Origin of the sequence: Acinetobacter sp. YH12068_T, from assembly GCF_024606005.1 — a bacterium.
GTDB classification, from domain to species: Bacteria; Pseudomonadota; Gammaproteobacteria; order Pseudomonadales; family Moraxellaceae; genus Acinetobacter; species Acinetobacter amyesii.
Window position 1 is genome coordinate 1984292 of record NZ_CP094555.1, and the last position, 18671, is coordinate 2002962.

An 18671-nucleotide genomic window follows, 5' to 3' on the forward strand; every position below is an offset into this window, starting at 1 on the left:
CTTTTCAAATCCAATCGCTTAGGTGATTCCTTCCAAAAAGCACCTTAGTACGTAATTCATATCAATCTTCTAATTTGTATTTGATTGCATACTTCTGTTTAAACGATGCACCAAGATGTTTCTTTTTCAACAGTTTAAGCATTTTGAGAATTCATTAGACATAGCCATACGCATCAATATTATTTTGCTACTTTTAAATTATTAATTTATTTTCAATATCTTAATAAAACAATATGCCGTTTATCTGCTTTAAAATCTCTACTCAAAACATTTGAGCATGTGTTTTGCATCTACTTAATTGCCAAAAGCAAAATATTCAGGCTAAAACAAAAAGAGGTGCATTATGTTTATTAAAGAACACATCATCCGTATTGAAAATATGAAGACCCTGCAAGCGCTTGATGCTGCAAATATCGATCATCAGGTAATTGCAATGTTTATGACCTGCGAAGGGATCCCACTCAAAGCCTTTGAGGTCAGTTCATTACTTAATTCATATAGTGCATTAGGCACTAAAAAAGTCGCGTCTAAAAAAGTGCAAGCTTTAATACAAGCCAAACAACTTGGAGAGGAGGACGAATCGATCCCATGCCCAGCCGCCTATTAATAATCCATTCTGACTAAAAGCTGCATCATCACTATGCAGCTTTTTTTATTTGTCGACATATCGCCTGAGCTGCCGCAACTGAAATTGCAAACCCGTCTTTAAACAGAGATGTGTATAATCAATTTAACCTTTCAAGAAACGCTGGCAACATGTTCAATATTCTACGCAAACAAATGGATGAAAGTACACAATGCCCGTTGTGTCGTGCATCAATGTATTGGGTAGATGCTGAAAAATTAGATGAGCAAGAATTTAATTTTTATCAGTGTAGCCACTGTCATCATCAAATATTTCCTGAACAGCAATACAACTGTCATTGTGAAAACTGTCAGGCTGCGCGAAAAAAACTACTGAAAGAAACCCGTTTACAAGAACAGCGTAAACTCAAAAATAAAGATATCGTTGAACGTGAATTAAGTGAACTGAGTTTTTTACAGAAACTCTTTTTGCTGGCTTTATTGGATAATCACGTCCAAGAACATACGGCGCATCAAGAATTTATCGACTGGGACGCTATTAAGTATCATAACATCAGCCCGAATTATTTCTTCCAACAATCACTCAAAAAGCATCTCGTGCATGAGCAAATTTTGATTGTGAAAGATGATGCACTACAAGCTGAACAGTATTATATCAATGTCCGTCTGGATGGCTATTCGGAGCCCAGTCTTTTTAGCGTAGCGCAGCAACTCCGTCATTGGTTTTATGAAAATTTAGCCTTGGGTGTTCCCTTTAAAAGTGCTGACGAAGTGAAAGAGTGTTTGTATCTTCTACTGTTTCAAGAAATTGTGCAATTCATGCAGTTTTACTGTAAGACATGGGGTATTCAAATTGCAGGAAATAAAAGCTTTCAAGTGTTCTGTTATCGCCTACTCGACCATTTAGCGGTTGGGCAGATTTACTATATGATTCAGTCAGCACTCGAATATCTACATAAACAAAAAGCCCTGCAAGTTCGTAATGAAAATTTCATTAACACCAATCTGTTAAAAAAGACCTTACAGCAATACCGTGAACGTGGCTTACAGGAAAAATGGGAAACTTTTACCCTCCCTCGTCCGCCACAACTCCCCTTTAGTAAAATGAGTGAAATTTTGCTCTTTAACTTTTTAGGACTCGATGAAAGTATCTTTGTGCAACCAATACGCCATGCTTGGAAAAAAATCGAACCTCGCTTAAATTTTTATTCCACAAAGCGTTGCATGTACTGTGGTTCACAAGAACTCTCTGTCGATTATGATGCCGCAGATTATGTGACCCTGTTCTGCCGTAATTGTAAACATCAAGACCATTACTTCACCCGCTAAGGGAGAAAACGATGAATCAATCTGAAAATTTTGAAACGACCATGAACAGTGAATTGACTGACTTAAATAGCCCGCTTTTGCAAAGCGTTATTAATGCGTGGATTGAACTTCAATCCAAACAACCTTTGGTGCATATCCTCACCAATGCAGTCGCGAGCAATTATGTGGCCAATGTCCTTTTAGCTGCGGGGGCTTCTCCTGCAATGATTGACAATCCCTTTGAAGCTGAAAGCTTTGCCTCGATTGCCAGTGCATTGAATATCAATTTAGGCACGCCAACGTCTGAACAAATGCAGGCCATGCAAATTGCTGCACAAACAGTACAAAATTTAAATAAACCTTGGGTGCTTGACCCTGTCGGTTATGGCCCCGTTTTGCCGTGGCGATCTGAAATGGTTGATCAATTACTCCAGTACAAGCCAAGCATAATCCGTGGCAATGCATCAGAAATCAGTGGTCTTGCAGGTAATCAAGGTGAGTCACGCGGTGTCGATAGCACGCTCAATAGTGCAGAAATTTACTTAAATGCTGCGCCCTTATTAGAACACTGTGAATGTGTGGCAATTTCAGGCGAATCGGATTTCATCTTATCGAAAGAAATGAATGCGGTGATACAGATTAATGGTGGATCTTACTTACAACCCAAAGTGACGGCTTCTGGCTGCGCTTTAGGTGCGTTAACAGCGGCTTATTGCGCCGTGAGTGAAACGCTAACTGCTGGCACGGTCGCAGCACATTTGCACTTTGCGATTGCGGGTCAAAAAGCCTATGAAATTAGCTCAAGTGTCGGCAGTTTTAATGTTGCATTTTTAGATGAAATTTATAATCTCAATGAAGATGATTTCAATCAACTTGCCAACATACAAATTTATGCACTATGAACTACGATAGCTTGAGAAAAAAACAGCTTGAGTAAAAGGTTCAAGCTGTTCAGGGTTTCATGCTGTTTTTGAATAATTAGAACGCGTCAAAAAGCTTACTGTGCCGTACTATCACTTGCAGCATTGGCATCAAACATTTCTGAATCTTCGATCGTTTCTGTTGGATTACTCAAAATCATGTCTAGGTCATAGTCCCCCACATAAACAATATTTTTGATTTTTGAACAGTCGCCATCACTCATTTCATAATTTAAGACTTTGGCTTCATCACCAATTTTAAACTCAGCACGAACAACGTTTTTATTTTCATCAAAACTCAGTTTAGGCTCAACGCCTTTTTTCGAATCTTGCTGCGGATCTTGGCTATCCGTGAAAATATCAAAATCCACATTACACTCTTGTCCCGACTGCTTACAGTTAATTTCTGCTTGCATACGTTCCGCTAACGATGGCTCAAAATAGGCAGTAAGTTGATCTTTACTCAAAGCGTGCAATTTCAACTCTTGATCATAAATTTGTTTGACCAATTTTTCCGGTGCAACACATTTCTGCGATTGCTCTTGTATTTTTTGCTCTGCAGGCTGACAAGCCGTTAAAAAGACTGCCGCACCAAAACCTAATAATCGATATATCGTCATTTGTCGCATAACACATCCATGTCCATCATTAAACTGCTCGCCCAACTGCCAGATTCATACTTGCTTCAAAAATGGTTGAAACATTTAATTTACAAATACACATTAACCCCATGCCATCAAAATAATCTGGCACGTGCTGCATAAAAAATTGAACATGTTCATCAGATTTTTTCCGTAGCCGAACCAATTGCTCAGGCGTCACCTTCGGTAAATCACAACGATGAACAAAAATATCCTCAGCCCGATGCTGCACATCATGCTGACGGATTTTATAACTATTTAAAACATCCACATACTCGGTGGGCATCGGAACACCATGCCTTGGATAAAACTTAACAGAGCGCGAGGCAAATAATGTATATACCTTTGGTTGTGCCAATGTAGCCACAAACCACATTGGAATCGCTGGAAAACGAATCTGATGCTGCATCGCCACTTTAATCGCCGAGTTTAAGGTCAGGTTTTTCCGACGATAATCAACCAATACCCCTGCCCGTGAATTAAAAATAAAAATCGGCCGATTTTTATGCATAATTTTTAATATACGCACAATGTTTTGCCCAATCAGTTTTTCCTGCTCAAAATACTGAATGATTGGTAAGGCAACAATATCTGGGTCATGCATGTATTGATAAAGTTGCTCAATCCTAGAAGTTGGAAAAATACATTGATCAAACTCCCAGAGCCGTTGAAACAACTCATGTTTTTCTTCAATCGTGAGTTTGCAAAAATCAATGATATTCTCAGTGATCGCCATACCAACACCCATTTTCTTAATGGATTAACTTTGATGTTTTTTCAAAGTCCCTAGTTATAAAGTTTTCAAAAACGATATTTAAAATGAAATAAAATTATTAATAGATCATCTATGATGATTAAAACCCCGAGTTAAAAATGAAACGCTATTTAACCTCATGCCTTTTTAAAACCAACCCTATCAATATTTTTTACTTTTGAACCGTTTTAGCCCTCTAAAAGCCCAAAAGTTGCAGCGTTTTTTGACTGTTACATCATGTAAATATAATACGTTTTAACATCGTGAATTACAGCCTCCTTGGATAGGATTTCTTATACTTTCTAGTCATACAAAAAAGACAGCTTCGAAAAGCTGTCTTAGGGTCATTTTTAATATTTGAGCATTAGGCCTGGTAATAGATATCAACCGTTTTAATGCGGTTTTCATCCATTGCCGTGACTTTAAATTGAATGCCTTTAAAATCAACCACAGTACCGACTTCTACATTGCCGTGGGTCTGATCTAAAATGAGACCTGAAACACTGATATAACCATCATCTTCTTCGATCAAATCCAGCATTTCCAATTCAAGTTCTAACTGATACAGATCGAGCATGCCTGAAGCTTTCCAATGTTCATCATCGATTTTAATCAAATCAAGTTGTTCATCTGCATCAGGGAATTCACCAGCAATTGCTTCAAACACATCGAGTGGTGAAATCAGACCTTGTACCGCACCAAACTCATCCGTAACCAATACCAAAGAGCCTTTAGAAGTCCGCAAGGTATTAATCGCATCAATCACCTTCATTTTTTGGAAAATAAAGATCGGACGATGACGTTTAATCAATGCTTTTAGATCATCTTCACTGTCTAGAACATCAATAAGTTCTTTCGCGCGGACAATACTAATCACTTTATCCAAGCTACCACGACACACAGGGAATAAACTGTGCGGCACTGAAAGGACTTGCTCACGAATTTGCTCAGGTGTGTCATTTAAATCCACCCAAGAAATTTGATTACGGGGAGTCATGATCGACGCAACTGAACGCTCTGCAAGCGTCAATACACCACCAATCATGTAACGTTCTTCGTCTGCAAAGGTTTCTTGCGCTTGATTACCGACTTGATCGGATTCTAAGCGTCCACCCATCAACTTTAAAATACTGTCCGCAGTACGGTGACGTAATGGAATTTTCGCTTCGTGTTTTTGAGCATTACGCTGACTAAACTGATTAAAGGCTTCGATGATAATCGCAACACCAATACCTGAGTAGATATAGCCTTTCGGAATGTGGAAACCAAAACCTTCTGCAATCAAGCTAATCCCGATAAGCAATAAGAAGCTTAAACATAGGATCACGACGGTCGGATGTCGGTTTACAAAAGCCGTTAACGGTTTAGATGCAAGTAACATCACTGCCATTGCCACAATCATTGCAGCCATCATGACATAAATGTTGTCGACCATACCGATTGCTGTAATGACAGAGTCTAAAGAGAAAACCGCATCTAAGACAACAATTTGCGCCACGACTGCTGTAAAGCTCGCATAAGCCACTTTTGTTGTCACTTGAACTTCTGGTTTTCCTTCTAATTTCTCATGTAGCTCTGTGACCGCCTTATAGACTAAGAACAATCCACCGAACAATAATATGAGATCTCGACCAGAGAATGTCCAATCAAAAACGGTAATCAGGGGCTTTGTTAATGTGACCAACCAAGAGATTGCAAATAACAATCCTAATCGCATAAATAATGCGAGTGAAAGACCAAGTACGCGGGCTTTATCACGTTGTTCTGGAGGGAGTTTTTCTGCCAAAATGGCAATAAAGACTAAGTTATCAATCCCTAGTACAATTTCTAAAATAATTAATGTAAGTAAACCAACCCAGATTCCGGGATCTAACAAAAATTCCATTAGCTCTCTTCCTCATTCTGGATTGTGAAAATATCTTCAAGCAGACCAACGCACGGCGACGGATCCATAAATTTAACCTGTGTAACTAGAGACCATTCCATTATGCACAATCTTGCGCATTTGTAATGTATTCAAGCATATTTTTTCGCATCAACTATATGACAAAATGTTAAGAAACGCTGAATGCATTACAAATCGAATGGGCGATATAAAATACACATCTAGATGTTAAAACCTACTTTTTGAGATCTCCTCTTCCACTTTAAAAAAAGTATGAATTCACCTGACTTTTAATTAAATGTAATTAAATGTAATTAAATGCATTGTATGAGATTGTATGACAAATCTAATGAATTATTTATTTCTACCTTTTGGTAAAAAATATTAATATTCAATTCAAATTAAAAACTTATTTATTTTCACTACACTATCTCTATACTTAACCTTATTTTTAATTTCTGTTAAGTATTTAGACAGAATATCAATATAATCTATTTAGATAATCTAAAAATGAGATATCTTCTACTTTCTATTTTTTTATTGTGAACTCTTGCTATTACCCTCTATTTTTCAATAGAATGTTAAAACATTAAATAAAATTAAAACAAATATTCAGGGGACTCCTTTATGACAAAAAAGTATTCAAAATTTTTACCATCCACCGATGACTTTAGTTTAGAAAATTTTCCTTTCTACTGGGTTACTCAGGTGCATTCACAATATGTTTTAAACGTCGACCATGCATTGAAAAAGTATGGCGTTGATAATTCACGTCGTCGTATCCTGCTCGCACTCAAGTCTAAACCTCATGCGAGTGTTTCGGATTTATCTGAAATGGTCGTATCTAAAATGTCGACGACAACCAAGATCGTTTATCGTTTAAAAGATGAAGGCTTAGTAGATACCTATTCTTGTGAAGATGATGCGCGTATTACCCGCGTCGTGTTAACCGATAAAGGCACTGCTATGACGCAGAAGATTAACGATCTAACGAATGTCGTTCTAGAGCAATCTTTTGAAGGCTTAACACCCCTACAAATTGAAAAAACCATGGAAAGCTTAAAGCACATCTTTAAAAACTTAGCGCGCTAAGCATTCTGCATCACCGAAATATCAATCGAAAATATTCAGTTGGGGACTGATTTTTTCGATTTTTATTTTGGGTGCGTGTGCACATTCAAACTCATCAACAGGAAAACCTTGTACAAAACTTTGGATGTTGGGTGATTTCCAACTTAGCCATTCCTCTAATCGCGCATGTGGAATCACAATGACCGAGCGCTTTACATTGCCCGGCTCATGAAAGTGTTTCATCATCTCATGCTGAATAGCATCCATCGTAATCATGGTACTTGAACGTACAATCTCGTCACCTTGCCGACAAATGTCATATAAGGCAGCAATATAAAACGCTTCTCCATCTTTGCGCTTAACACTCCAACGCTGCGGCTTATTATCGATATACATTGACTCATAAAATTCAGACACGGGTATTACGCCAAACTTACATTTTGAAATCGCATTAATAAACGTAGGCTTTTGATACAAAGTTTCATTTCGGGCATTATAGGTTTTAAGTGCAATTGATTTGTCTTCGGCCCATTTAGGCACCATGCCAAAATTCACTTTTCGCCACTCTAGCCCTTGTTCAGACTTAAAGAGTAGCGGCAAATCATAATTTGGATAGACTTCCTCAGGATATTCAAAGCTGATTTCAGGCAAGTTTTGAGACTTTAATTGCGATAAGGTAATCGGTTTGAAATTAGCACACATATTTGCCATAATCCGCAAAAATTCAATCTTTATAATAAATGAAAAATCTAGACTGAAGTCGCTTTATCGTTTAATTCTAATTTCAAGCCTATATTCAACCGCACATGCCGCAAAAGTCTCTGTACATACCGTTTCATTTCTACCTTTTAGTCTCGACGCGCTCTATCTCAACGAATATCCATTTAAACAAGACCTAATCAATGAGACTGAGATTCCGGCAGGCAAGTACCGCATTCAATATAAGCATTTTCGCAATCAGCAAATGATCAGTACACATCATTGGGTTACGGTCAAAAATCTTCCCAACACCCAAGAACAACAATTTTCATTGGTCATCTTGCCTGATGGTGAAGTAATCAATGTCTCTGACTTTAAAATTACATCTCCAGAGATGTTTCCTGAAATCCGTTTTGCAAAACGTGCTCAAAATAGTTATCGCTTGATGCAAAATCAGCAAAGACAAAGAGATCAGTTTGGCGTGATTTTTCCTGACGTAGATGAAGCCCACACGACAGAATTAGAAGATCAATTTGGCTGGTTTACGGTGAACGCAGATGGAGGCCGTGTCAGGACTAATTGTACAGGCACGTTTAAAATCAATCCTCAAGATGCGCTCCCCTATTTCACTACTGCAAATTCAGCTCTTCAGTTTAATTATCAACAAGGAAACAAAATACATAACGCATATTTAGCGTTTAGTGATAACAATCCGCTTATTCCAATTGCAGATCGAACAATTCATGAGGCAACAGATTACAAAAATGGCTTGAAGTTTGATGTGTATATTCACAATATCCAAAAAATGAAAACCGAGAGTATTTCTTCTAATTATTCAATCTACAATTACAAGGTTCAGGTCAAGCTGTATATGACGGCCTTGCAGCGTAAACCTATGCTGTTGATGAATCACAAAATGTACTATCAGGATAATTGTTCAAGCCAAGATATTGGCTCTTTTCTGTATTACAAAACACGTTGGAGTCGTTTTTGGGACTATATACTTCCTGATATTTCATGGAAATAAACTAGAAATGTCCTGCATAACAGAACCTGCAGTGAAGTCTATTGCACAAGATAAAATAGACTTCACTTTGCTACCTTAAGCAGGGAACGTTTGCCAATGGGTGCGGGTGAATTCCTCAAATATCCACTCACCATTAAAACGACCAAGCCCTGAATTACGTTCACCACCAAAGGGTGCATTAGAATGATCCGCCACACTGATGCCATTGATATGCGTCATGCCTATATCTAGCTTGGCAGCAAACTCTCCGCCGCGCGCTAGGTTTGAGGTACATACTGCACTTGATAAACCAAATCGGGTTGAATTTGCCAATTCTAGTGCATGCGCTTCATCTCGCGCTTTTAAAATCGGCAAGATTGGCCCAAAGCTTTCTTCTAATGCAATATCAGCATGTGCATCCACATGGGTGAAAATATGCGGTGCAACCAATTGACCTTCAATACCACCTGCGTAGGCTAAAATTGCATCTTGCTGAATAGCCTTTTGAATAATAGTTTTTAATTTATCGATTTGCGACTTATTGATAATGGGCCCTATCAGAGTTTCAGCATCATTCGGATCACCGACCACAATGCTTTTTATCCGTTTAATTAATTTTTCAACATAAGCATCGTGCAAGGATTCATCCACAATCACTCGATTGGTACTCATGCAAATTTGTCCTTGATGCAAAAAACGCCCCATCACGGTCAGTTCAACGGCTAAATTTAAATCTGCATCATCTAAAATGACCAAAGGCGCATTGCCGCCAAGTTCCAGCGCTAAACGCTTAATCCGTGAACTTGCCAAAGCTTTCACCCCCACCTGTTGACCCACTTCAGTTGAACCTGTAAATGAAATCATTTTAGGCACAGGATGCTCTACAAAATAGTCGCCAATTTCACTGCCGCTGCCTGCAACAACATTTAATACGCCATGCGGCAAACCCGCTTCTTCAAATAACTTTCCAATCAAGGTTCCACCTGTCACTGGCGTGTCACTTGCAGGCTTCAGCACCACACTATTGCCGCAAGCAATCGCAGTCACCACAGAACGCATCGACAAATGAAATGGAAAATTCCAAGGGCTAATCACCGCAATGACACCCAAGGGTTTGCGCAAGACAAAACTCTTTCGACTCGGATCTTTACTCTCCAACTGCGTGGTTTGCATTTTTTCAGGAAAACTCAGCGATTCTTGGATAATGCCGAGCGCCGCATCAACTTCAATATTGGCTTTTAAACGTGTACTCCCAGATTCATCTATCAGCCATTGAATAATTTCTTCTCTGCGCTGCTGAATGGTTTGAGCTAATTTGTTGATAACTTGCTGACGTACTTTAATAGACTTGGTCTTTTCTGATTTAAATGCTGCTTCTGCCGCACTATAAGCACTGTCTACATCGACACTGCTGGCTGCCTGCAATTCAAAAATCTCTGCTTGACTAAAGGGATTTATATTTTTGATGTGACGCGTTGAAGTCCCTGCTCGCCATTGCCCACCAATATATTGCAAATCTAATGCGGTATAAGCTGACATCGTTTCCATCCCATTTTTATCATTCATTCCAATGTAAAGGCTTCAGCATTGAAAAGCTATGAGAAAAACAGGATAAAACTTTATAATTAATTTCTTTTACAACCTTATACTTTAAACAGGCTGATGAATCTGCCGCATCGCTTTATAGATTCGCCAATAAATATAACAGCTAATGATGACTTCAAAACTTAGATCTTTAACTGTGGTGAGTTGCTCAAGCGCAGCCTCCTCCATGTTAACGGTCAACATGGGTAACAGCCCTTCTACAACAACAGCGATCAAGATAAAGAGGACTAAACTCTGAATCGTTACGGGCAAATACAATGCAATAAAGCGCTTTAAAAAATCTCGGCCTTGCTCGCCGCCATTGGCTTTAAATATGGCATTCACCCAGCTAATCAGCAGACCAACTTGTAAAACAAACGAAGCCCAAGCTTCTGTAGGTTTGGATTCTGGGGTTAACATCAGTGCTAAGTAGCTAAAGAAAATCAATATTGAGCTGGCAATATAGTAGTTTTTATAATGGGTTTCAGAGACTTTATTCAGTCTTATATCATCCACCAACCGATTTACATTCCATAAATACATGGAGTTTCCTTTTCATTTTTTATGTCGACATTCTAACTTTCTCAAGCAATAAAAAAAGCCTCCGAAGAGGCTTTTTTTGATTTACAGATTAGTCACCTGTATAACCTTTTAATTTTAAACGGTAAGCATGAAGAAGCGGCTCTGTATAACCAGAAGGCTGCTCGCCACCTTTGAATACTAAATCATAAGCAGCTTTGTATGCATAACCATCAAAGCTTGGTGCCATTGGTGTGTAAAGTGGATCGTTGGCATTTTGCTCATCCACAACTTTCGCCATGCGCTTAAATACTTCTTCAACTTGCTCAGCAGTTACGATACCGTGACGTAACCAGTTCGCAACGTGTTGAGAAGAAATACGTAAAGTTGCACGGTCTTCCATCAAACCAACGTTGTTGATGTCTAGAACTTTTGAACAACCTACACCCAAATCAACCCAACGAACCACATAACCCAAGATACCTTGAAGGTTATTTTCGAGTTCTTTGGTTTTCTCTTCTTCAGACCAGTTTGTATCTGTCGCTAAAGGCGGTGTTAACAAGTCATCTAAAGATAGCGGTTGAGTATTCAACAACTCTTTTTGACGCTCAGAAACATTGCACTGATGGTAATGGATCGCGTGAATAACAGCACCAGATGGAGACGGAACCCATGCACAGCTTGCGCCAGCTTCTGGATGCTCAATTTTCGTTTTATACATATCAAGCAACATATCTGGTTTTGGCCACATGCCTTTACCGATTTGCGCTTTACCACGTAAGCCGGCTTGAAGACCGATCATCACGTTACGGTTTTCATATGCAGGGAACCAGATTTGAGACTTCACTTCGCCTTTACGAACGAATGGACCTGCTTCCATGAAAGTATGGATTTCATCACCCGTGCGGTCCATGAAACCTGTATTAATAAAGATCGTACGATCTTTCGCTTGCGCGATACAGTTTTTCAAGTTCACAGAAGTACGACGTTCTTCGTCCATGATACCGATTTTCAAAGTCTTCGCAGGTAGACCAAGCGCTTGTTCAGCACGCTCAAATAATTCAACTGCAAATGCAACTTCTTCTGGACCGTGCATTTTTGGCTTAACGATATACATAGAACCTTTACGAGAGTTCTTGTTTTCGTTTTCACCTTTAATATCTGCAAACGTCAATAACGGTGTGATCAATGCATCCATGATGCCTTCGTAGATTTCAGCACCATCTACAAGGATCGCAGGGTTTGTCATCAAATGACCTACGTTACGAAGCAACATCAATGAACGACCGTGAAGCGTAGTTTCACCACCGATTAAATTTTTGTGCGTACGATCTTTATTTAATGTACGCGTGATGGTCTTACCATTTTTCTCGATTGACTCAGAAAGCGTACCTTTCATTAAGCCTAACCAGTTACGGTAGCCTTCAACTTTCTCTTCAGCATCAACTGCTGCAATTGAGTCTTCTAAGTCTTGAATTGTGGTTACCGCAGCTTCAAGAACTAAGTCTTTAACACCCGCAGCATCAGTTGAACCAATTGGGCTCGTCGCATCAATTTCAATGATTACATGCAAACCATTGTTTAAGAGTACGATTTCGGTAGGCGCAGCTTCGTCACCATTAAAACCAACAAACTGAGCTTCTTTCGCTAAAGTTGCAGTTGAGCCATCTTTTAGGCTTACAACTAACTTTTTGCCTTCTACAGCATATTTAGTTGCATCTGCATGCGAACCACTAGCTAGCGGGAAAGTTTCATTTAAGAAGTTTTTAGCAAATTCGATAACTTTTGCGCCACGAGCAGGGTTATAGCCCTTACCTTTTTCCGCGCCGTCTTCTTCAGAGATCACGTCAAAACCGTAAAGAGCATCGTAGAGTGAACCCCAACGTGCGTTCGCAGCGTTTAAGCAGTAACGTGCATTACGTACAGGCACTACTAATTGCGCACCAGCCAATAATGCGATTTCTTCGTCTACATTTTCTGTGCTGATTTGGAAATCTTCTACTTCTGGTAATAAGTAGCCAATTTCAGTAAGGAAAGCTTTGTAAGCTTCGAGTTCAAATTTGTTGTTGCGGTGCCATTCATCAATTTTCGCTTGAATGTCGTCACGCTTAGCCAATAGTGCTTTGTTCTTTGGGCTAAGATCGACAACGACTTGTTCAAAGTTTTTCCAGTAAGTTTCACTGTCTAAACCTGAACCCGGTAGTGCTTCATTTTCGATGAAATCGTAAAGTTCTTTAGCAATCGCTAACTTGCCTTTTTGAATACGTGCAGTCATTGTCTTTCCTGATATTGCTATTTTTTATAACAAGAGATTCTAGTATACCCATTTATACTTTGCTGAATAGTACTATCACATTCCTAAATAATGATCATTTTCTATGTAATGAAATACCCTCATCATTCAACATAATAAAGATCAGAAATACGACGTCATCATCAGCCTGAATACCTTTTTACAGTGTATAAAGTTTTTGAAATGTCGAAATTAGACTTAAGTGCAGAATTTTGTTCTAAAACTGAACAAATAGACCCAAGCGTCAAACAAACTCACTCGATTAAGCCATGAAATGCTGCCAATGTCGATGCTACAACTTCAACCAATCAGTTTAAATTTAACGCTTTTATCGATGAATTATTAAACTGCCCTACTTCTTATTAAATGATGCTTTTATCTTGAGACTTGGCTTTAACTTCTATTGTTCGTTCCACAGCTTTTCTTAATTTATACAAATTATCTAAAACAAAAAATCAAAAAAAAGAACGCCAATAAGACGTTCTTTTTCATTCCAACAGAAAGGCTTAATTTTCTGCGGTAGATTCTGGTGCATTGATTTGACGGTGAGAGGTATGTAGATAATCATCAGATTGCATTTCCAATAAGCGCGAACGTGTACGCTCAATTTCAAATGCCAATTTTTCACCTTGATATAATTCAATAATCGTATCTTCTGAAGTAAGCAACAACTTCACCCCACGGTCATAAAATTCATCAACCAAGTAGATAAAACGACGTGTCCCTTCAGACAAATAATCGGTCATGTGCGGCACATTACTTACCAAGACCGTATTATAAATATTGGCAATTTCAATAAAGTCCGCTGGACTACGTGGTTTTAGGCAAAGCTCAGAAAATTCACACCACAGTACATCTTCCGTATGACCAATGGTTTCTACAATACGCTGATTAATAATAATTGGCTCTTGTGAAACCGTTTGGGTTTGCGTTAATGCTGTAAAACGCTGTGCCATCCACAACTTATGTTCATGTGTTAAAGGCGACTTAAACAACTGCGCTTGTTTCAATACACGTAAACGATAGTCTACGCCTGAGTCTACATTTAAAATCACACAGTTCTTTTTTACCATTTCGATGGTTGGGATAAAACGGTCACGGTGGATCCCGTTTTTATATAAACCATCTGGTGCGATGTTAGATGTTGCAACAAGGGTGATCCCACGCGTAAATAATTTTTGGAATAGATCACTCAAAATCATCGCATCTGTGACATTGGATACAAAGAATTCATCAAAGCAGATCACGACTGCTTCTTTATAAATTTGGTCGGCAACAAGGTCGAGTGGATTACGCTGACCTGAAAGCTTATTTAATTCACGGTGTACGTACTGCATAAAGTGATGGAAATGCATACGTGTTTTGCGTCGAAATGGCACAGAATCATAAAACTGATCCATCAGCCACGTTTTACCACGTCCTACACCGCCCCACATATACACCCCTTTCGGTGCAGTTTGACGACGGAAACGACGAAACGCTTTTTTAGAAGCCTTAAAACGTTGGATTAATTCTTGCCAAACTCGATCCAACTCATGCACCGCTTGCGCCTGTTCCTGATCTGGTAAAAACTGACCAGATGCTAAGGCTTGAGCATAACGCTCAGCCGGTGAAATCGGAGTAAATGCAGTGTTGTGTGGTGACTGAAAATCTGACATATCATTAAATACTTTTTTGGGCTAAATGAATTATAACGAAGAATAAACTCGAAGATATAACACTTTGGCAGTAAAGCGCATTGGCTATTTATTATATTGTCTCGGACTATGCCCAAACCAACGTTTAAACGCATGATTAAACGCCGCAGGTTCTGAATAGCCCAGCAATTCTGCAATCATTTCAATTGAATATTCATTATATTCAATCATACGGAGTGCTTTATCTTTAATAATATCTTCACGAATTTGCTTATAACTGGTATTTAACTGTTGCAGTTGATGACGCAAAGTTCTTTCAGGCAAGTTCAACGCTTGAGCAGTTGCTGCCATACTTGGCATCGCACCACTTTGTAATTCCAAATAATCTTGCACACGTTGAACCAATGATGGCGCATCTTCATCGGCGCTTAAACGTTCTAACTCCGCAATACATTTCGACTCATATAATCGAAAAGTAATAATATCTGCGGAAGGGATCCGAATATCTAAAACATCTTCATCGAACCAAAATGCCGCAAATGGCGCACCAAATCGAACTTGTGGGCCATAATAATCGGTGAACATTTTTAATTTTTCAGGATCTTTGGGTTCAGCAAACGGCAAATCAATTTGAACTTGTGGTGTCGATAACCCCATCATTTTGTAAAGATCGCGGATGAATTTATAAGTTCCTGAAATCTCTGAATGCGCCAATAATGCACCCAGTGTCGCATACACATCTTGTGGTTGATAACATAAGGCCACTTTATGCTGACTGATTTGCAAACTCAAACGCCCAGTTAGATGCGTCAACTGTTGAAAGCGAATTCCCTGATTTAAAGCTTGGCGTAAAGTATCACTGGTGACCAATAACATCAGCAACGGGCCATAACCCGCCAATGTATAATGCTGACCAATAAATAACCCTTGCTCAGGTTCTACATCTTTACCAATGACTTTCAGTACATCCCACTCCAAACTCGGATGAATCACCGAAGTAGGATCGAGTGCATCGACACGCAGCCCGATAGTTTGCAAACGTTGATCGACATCTACGCCTGCTTTACGCATTCCTTGTACAAGATACATCAGGCTTAGAATGGATCGTTTCATAAATCGTAAAATGACATTAAATTTCTTCTTTTTTACTACAAATTTGCAATTATGAACATTGCCGTTTCGATCAATTTTTCTGTCATCTCAATCATATTGTTCTGATCATGAACTCAAGTATGCTTAGTTTGTAATCTCGCTTGGAATTAAAAAAATGATGCAGGAAGCGCAAACAAAAACAGTGCGAACCCCAAAAGCCAATTCGGAAATTCATACGCAAATCGCCATCATCGGCGGCGGTTTTGGTGGCATTGCTATGGCGATACGACTTTTACAACAAGGTAATCAAAATTTTCTAATCCTCGAAAAAGCCAATGATTTTGGTGGCACCTGGCGTGAAAACCACTACCCTGGCGCTGCCTGCGATGTGCAATCACATATGTATTCACTTTCTTTTGCACCCAAAACAGATTGGTCAAAGCGTTACGCCGAAGCGCCGGAAATATTTGATTATATCCAACACGTCACCCGTGAATATAATTTAAAACAATTCTGTCGCTTTAACAGTGAAGTGCTTTCAAGCCAATACAATGAATCAACCTGTGACTGGCATTTAGAACTCAAAGATGGCGTTAAAATTACCGCTCAATATGTGATTTTTGCATCTGGCCCGTTACATGTCCCACAAATTCCACATATTCCAGGCATTGAAAAATTTAAGGGTAAAGTGTTCCATTCTTCGCAATGGGATCATCAATATCCATTAGAAGGTAAAAAAGTCGCATCTATTGGTACAGGCGGCAGTGCCATCCAATACATTCCTGAAATCGCACCACAAACACAGCAACTTTATGTTTTTCAACGTACCGCAGCTTGGGTCATTCCACGAGATGAACGTAGTTATCATGGTTTAGAAAAATCATTATTTAAAAAATATGATTGGTTTCGAAAAATTCACCGCGCTCGCCTGTATTGGACCAACGAATCACGTGTCGTGCCAATTGTTAAGCCGACCACCATGAAGTATGCGCAAAAACTGGCAGAACTGTATATTAAGTATCAAGTGAAAGATGCTGAACTTGCCAAGAAACTAACGCCAAACTACATCATGGGTTGTAAACGCATTTTAATTTCTAATAAATACTTTCCAACCTTTAATCGACCTAATGTGGAATTGGTCAGTGATGCAATACAAGAAATCACTGAAAATGCCATTATTACCAAAGATGGAAAATCCCGTGAAATCGATTGTCTGATCTATGGTACAGGCTTTATTACCGATCCAAGAATTTATTTAAAATCATTTGAATGTATTGGTGAAAATGCTCAAGAACTCAAACAAGTTTGGCAAGCTGGCGCAGAAAGTTTTTATGGCATTTGCACCAAAGGCTTTCCAAATCTGTTCCAATTATTAGGCCCCAACACCGTACTTGCGCATAATTCAGTGGTATTTATGATTGAGGCACAAGTCGATTACATCTTACAAATGATGCAATTGGTTTCAAAATCTAATGTTCAAGCCATCGCTGTCAAAGATCAGGTGCAAGATCAATTTAACACTCATGTACAAGACATGCTTGATGGTACGGTATGGCAATCAGGCTGCGTGAGTTGGTATCAGCAAAATGGCGGTAAAAATTTTGCACTTTGGCCGACTTATACATGGAAATATTGGCTGGCTATTCGAAAAATAAATCCAGCCGATTTTCGACTCCTCAGTAAAACAAAATCTAGTCATGCAGCTTAAGCAATAACAGGTCATAATAGGCAGATATTCATTATCTGCCTATTTTTGTATGCAATCTTTCTGGTTGATTTTCCAGCTCTTGGCCTGTTTAGGGCTTGGTTTTATTCTTGCACGTCGCCTACCCACTTGGCTTGAAAAAATCGCCTTTAAACTCCTGCCGTACTTTACTTATATTTTGTTATTTGCGATTGCGATCGAATTTTCTGAAACATTACACACTATTCCAGCACCTCTGCAAATCCTCTCTTCATCAGTAGTTATTGCACTATTGACCTCAATGGGTGCTTTTATTTGCTGCTATATTTTGTTTAAGCTTTTAGGCTACAAACCTAGTCATGGCAAAGTGTCCATGCAGTTAGTGACAAGCTCACTCATCAATATTAGCTATGCTTTTATTGCATTAGGTTTAGGTTATGCTTTTGCCGAAATTGCAGCACATTTTAGTCTTCAGCCACATATGAGTACTTGGGATCTACTCTTAGTCTTTATGTTTCTGATTGGTCTAGATCTCGCCTACTCACCGCTCGATCGTTCTTGGTTAAATTGGAAAATTCTACTTGTTCCTCTGGGCTGTATCGTCGGTTCACTTTTGGGTGCTTTTGCTGCTGCATACCTATTGCCACAAATCAGCTTAAAAGATTTGATCATGCTGTCACAAGGATATGGTTTCTATTCGATGACAGGCATCGTCGTGACAGAATTAAAAAATGCACATCTCGGCAGTATCGCGCTGATGAATGATTTATTCAGAGAAATTTTTGCGATTGTGTTTATGTATATTATTGGCTGGCGTTACCCACGCTCTGCAATTTCATCTGCGGGTGCAACAGCCATGGATGTCACCCTACCTATGGTCAAACAAGCCTGTGGGAATGATTTTATTCCACATGCCATGGTCAGCGGCTTTATCCTTTCTGTACTTGCACCTATATTGGTGAGTATATTGGCGGCTATCTAACCCCTCACCTA

16 protein-coding genes are annotated in these 18671 nt (G+C 39.1%); 7 read left to right on the forward strand and 9 right to left on the reverse strand.

What is annotated here, in order from left to right; all coding sequences use genetic code 11:
* Positions 1–343 precede the first annotated feature (343 nt).
* The 3 genes from MST18_RS09620 (at position 344) to thiM (ending at position 2795) form a co-directional block, all read left to right on the forward strand.
* Positions 344–607, forward strand: a complete 264-nt coding sequence (locus MST18_RS09620; RefSeq protein WP_078193641.1) for a hypothetical protein — start codon at positions 344–346, stop codon at positions 605–607.
* Between the two features lie 149 nt (positions 608–756).
* Entirely contained in the window at positions 757–1914 is a 1158-nt protein-coding gene (locus MST18_RS09625) for a hypothetical protein (RefSeq protein ID WP_111885041.1), read from the forward strand.
* Positions 1915–1925: 11 nt separating this feature from the next.
* Positions 1926–2795 (forward strand): hydroxyethylthiazole kinase, encoded by an 870-nt coding sequence (gene thiM, locus MST18_RS09630; RefSeq protein WP_180119806.1) that lies wholly within the window; start codon positions 1926–1928, stop codon positions 2793–2795.
* Positions 2796–2890: 95 nt separating this feature from the next.
* On the opposite strand, the gene MST18_RS09635 is transcribed toward thiM, so the two are convergent.
* From MST18_RS09635 to MST18_RS09645, 3 genes are all read right to left on the reverse strand, one after another.
* Complete coding sequence (locus MST18_RS09635; RefSeq protein WP_180133003.1) at positions 2891–3442, reverse strand: DUF3828 domain-containing protein; 552 nt, start codon at positions 3440–3442, stop codon at positions 2891–2893.
* A 19-nt stretch (positions 3443–3461) separates the two neighbouring features.
* On the reverse strand, positions 3462–4190 hold the full coding sequence (locus MST18_RS09640; protein WP_180133002.1) for a hypothetical protein: 729 nt from the start codon (positions 4188–4190) through the stop codon (positions 3462–3464).
* A gap of 382 nt (positions 4191–4572) precedes the next feature.
* Entirely contained in the window at positions 4573–6093 is a 1521-nt protein-coding gene (locus tag MST18_RS09645; RefSeq protein ID WP_180133001.1) for a transporter associated domain-containing protein, read from the reverse strand.
* A 627-nt stretch (positions 6094–6720) separates the two neighbouring features.
* On the opposite strand from MST18_RS09645, the gene MST18_RS09650 reads away from it, so the two are divergent.
* Positions 6721–7185, forward strand: coding sequence for a MarR family winged helix-turn-helix transcriptional regulator (locus MST18_RS09650; protein ID WP_078193646.1), 465 nt, complete (start codon positions 6721–6723; stop codon positions 7183–7185).
* Between the two features lie 21 nt (positions 7186–7206).
* Here the strand turns inward: MST18_RS09650 and MST18_RS09655 are convergent, their stop codons facing one another.
* Positions 7207–7866, reverse strand: a complete 660-nt coding sequence (locus MST18_RS09655) for an SOS response-associated peptidase family protein (protein ID WP_111885089.1) — start codon at positions 7864–7866, stop codon at positions 7207–7209.
* A gap of 262 nt (positions 7867–8128) precedes the next feature.
* On the opposite strand from MST18_RS09655, the gene MST18_RS09660 reads away from it, so the two are divergent.
* Entirely contained in the window at positions 8129–8890 is a 762-nt protein-coding gene (locus tag MST18_RS09660; RefSeq protein ID WP_180133000.1) for a hypothetical protein, read from the forward strand.
* A gap of 75 nt (positions 8891–8965) precedes the next feature.
* Here MST18_RS09660 and MST18_RS09665 read toward each other — a convergent pair whose 3' ends face one another.
* The 5 genes from MST18_RS09665 to MST18_RS09685 all read right to left on the reverse strand — a co-directional run bounded on the left by MST18_RS09665 (position 8966) and on the right by MST18_RS09685 (position 16015).
* Positions 8966–10408, reverse strand: a complete 1443-nt coding sequence (locus tag MST18_RS09665; protein ID WP_180132999.1) for an aldehyde dehydrogenase family protein — start codon at positions 10406–10408, stop codon at positions 8966–8968.
* A gap of 111 nt (positions 10409–10519) precedes the next feature.
* Entirely contained in the window at positions 10520–10996 is a 477-nt protein-coding gene (locus MST18_RS09670) for a hypothetical protein (RefSeq protein WP_180132998.1), read from the reverse strand.
* Positions 10997–11084: 88 nt separating this feature from the next.
* Positions 11085–13247, reverse strand: a complete 2163-nt coding sequence (locus MST18_RS09675) for a malate synthase G (protein ID WP_180132997.1) — start codon at positions 13245–13247, stop codon at positions 11085–11087.
* 524 nt (positions 13248–13771) lie between these two features.
* Positions 13772–14923 carry a cell division protein ZapE gene (zapE, locus tag MST18_RS09680; protein WP_180132996.1) on the reverse strand — a complete coding sequence of 384 codons (1152 nt, stop codon included), beginning with the start codon at positions 14921–14923 and terminating at the stop codon, positions 13772–13774.
* A gap of 84 nt (positions 14924–15007) precedes the next feature.
* The gene (locus MST18_RS09685) at positions 15008–16015 is read right to left on the reverse strand and encodes an AraC family transcriptional regulator (RefSeq protein ID WP_180132995.1); all 1008 of its coding nucleotides are present in this window, start codon (positions 16013–16015) and stop codon (positions 15008–15010) included.
* A 157-nt stretch (positions 16016–16172) separates the two neighbouring features.
* Here MST18_RS09685 and MST18_RS09690 point away from each other — a divergent pair, with 157 nt between their 5' ends.
* Positions 16173–17702: an NAD(P)/FAD-dependent oxidoreductase gene (locus MST18_RS09690; protein ID WP_180133085.1), complete on the forward strand. Its 1530-nt coding sequence runs from the start codon at positions 16173–16175 to the stop codon at positions 17700–17702.
* 49 nt (positions 17703–17751) lie between these two features.
* Positions 17752–18660, forward strand: coding sequence for a lysine exporter LysO family protein (locus MST18_RS09695; protein ID WP_180132994.1), 909 nt, complete (start codon positions 17752–17754; stop codon positions 18658–18660).
* The last annotated feature ends 11 nt before the right edge of the window (positions 18661–18671 follow it).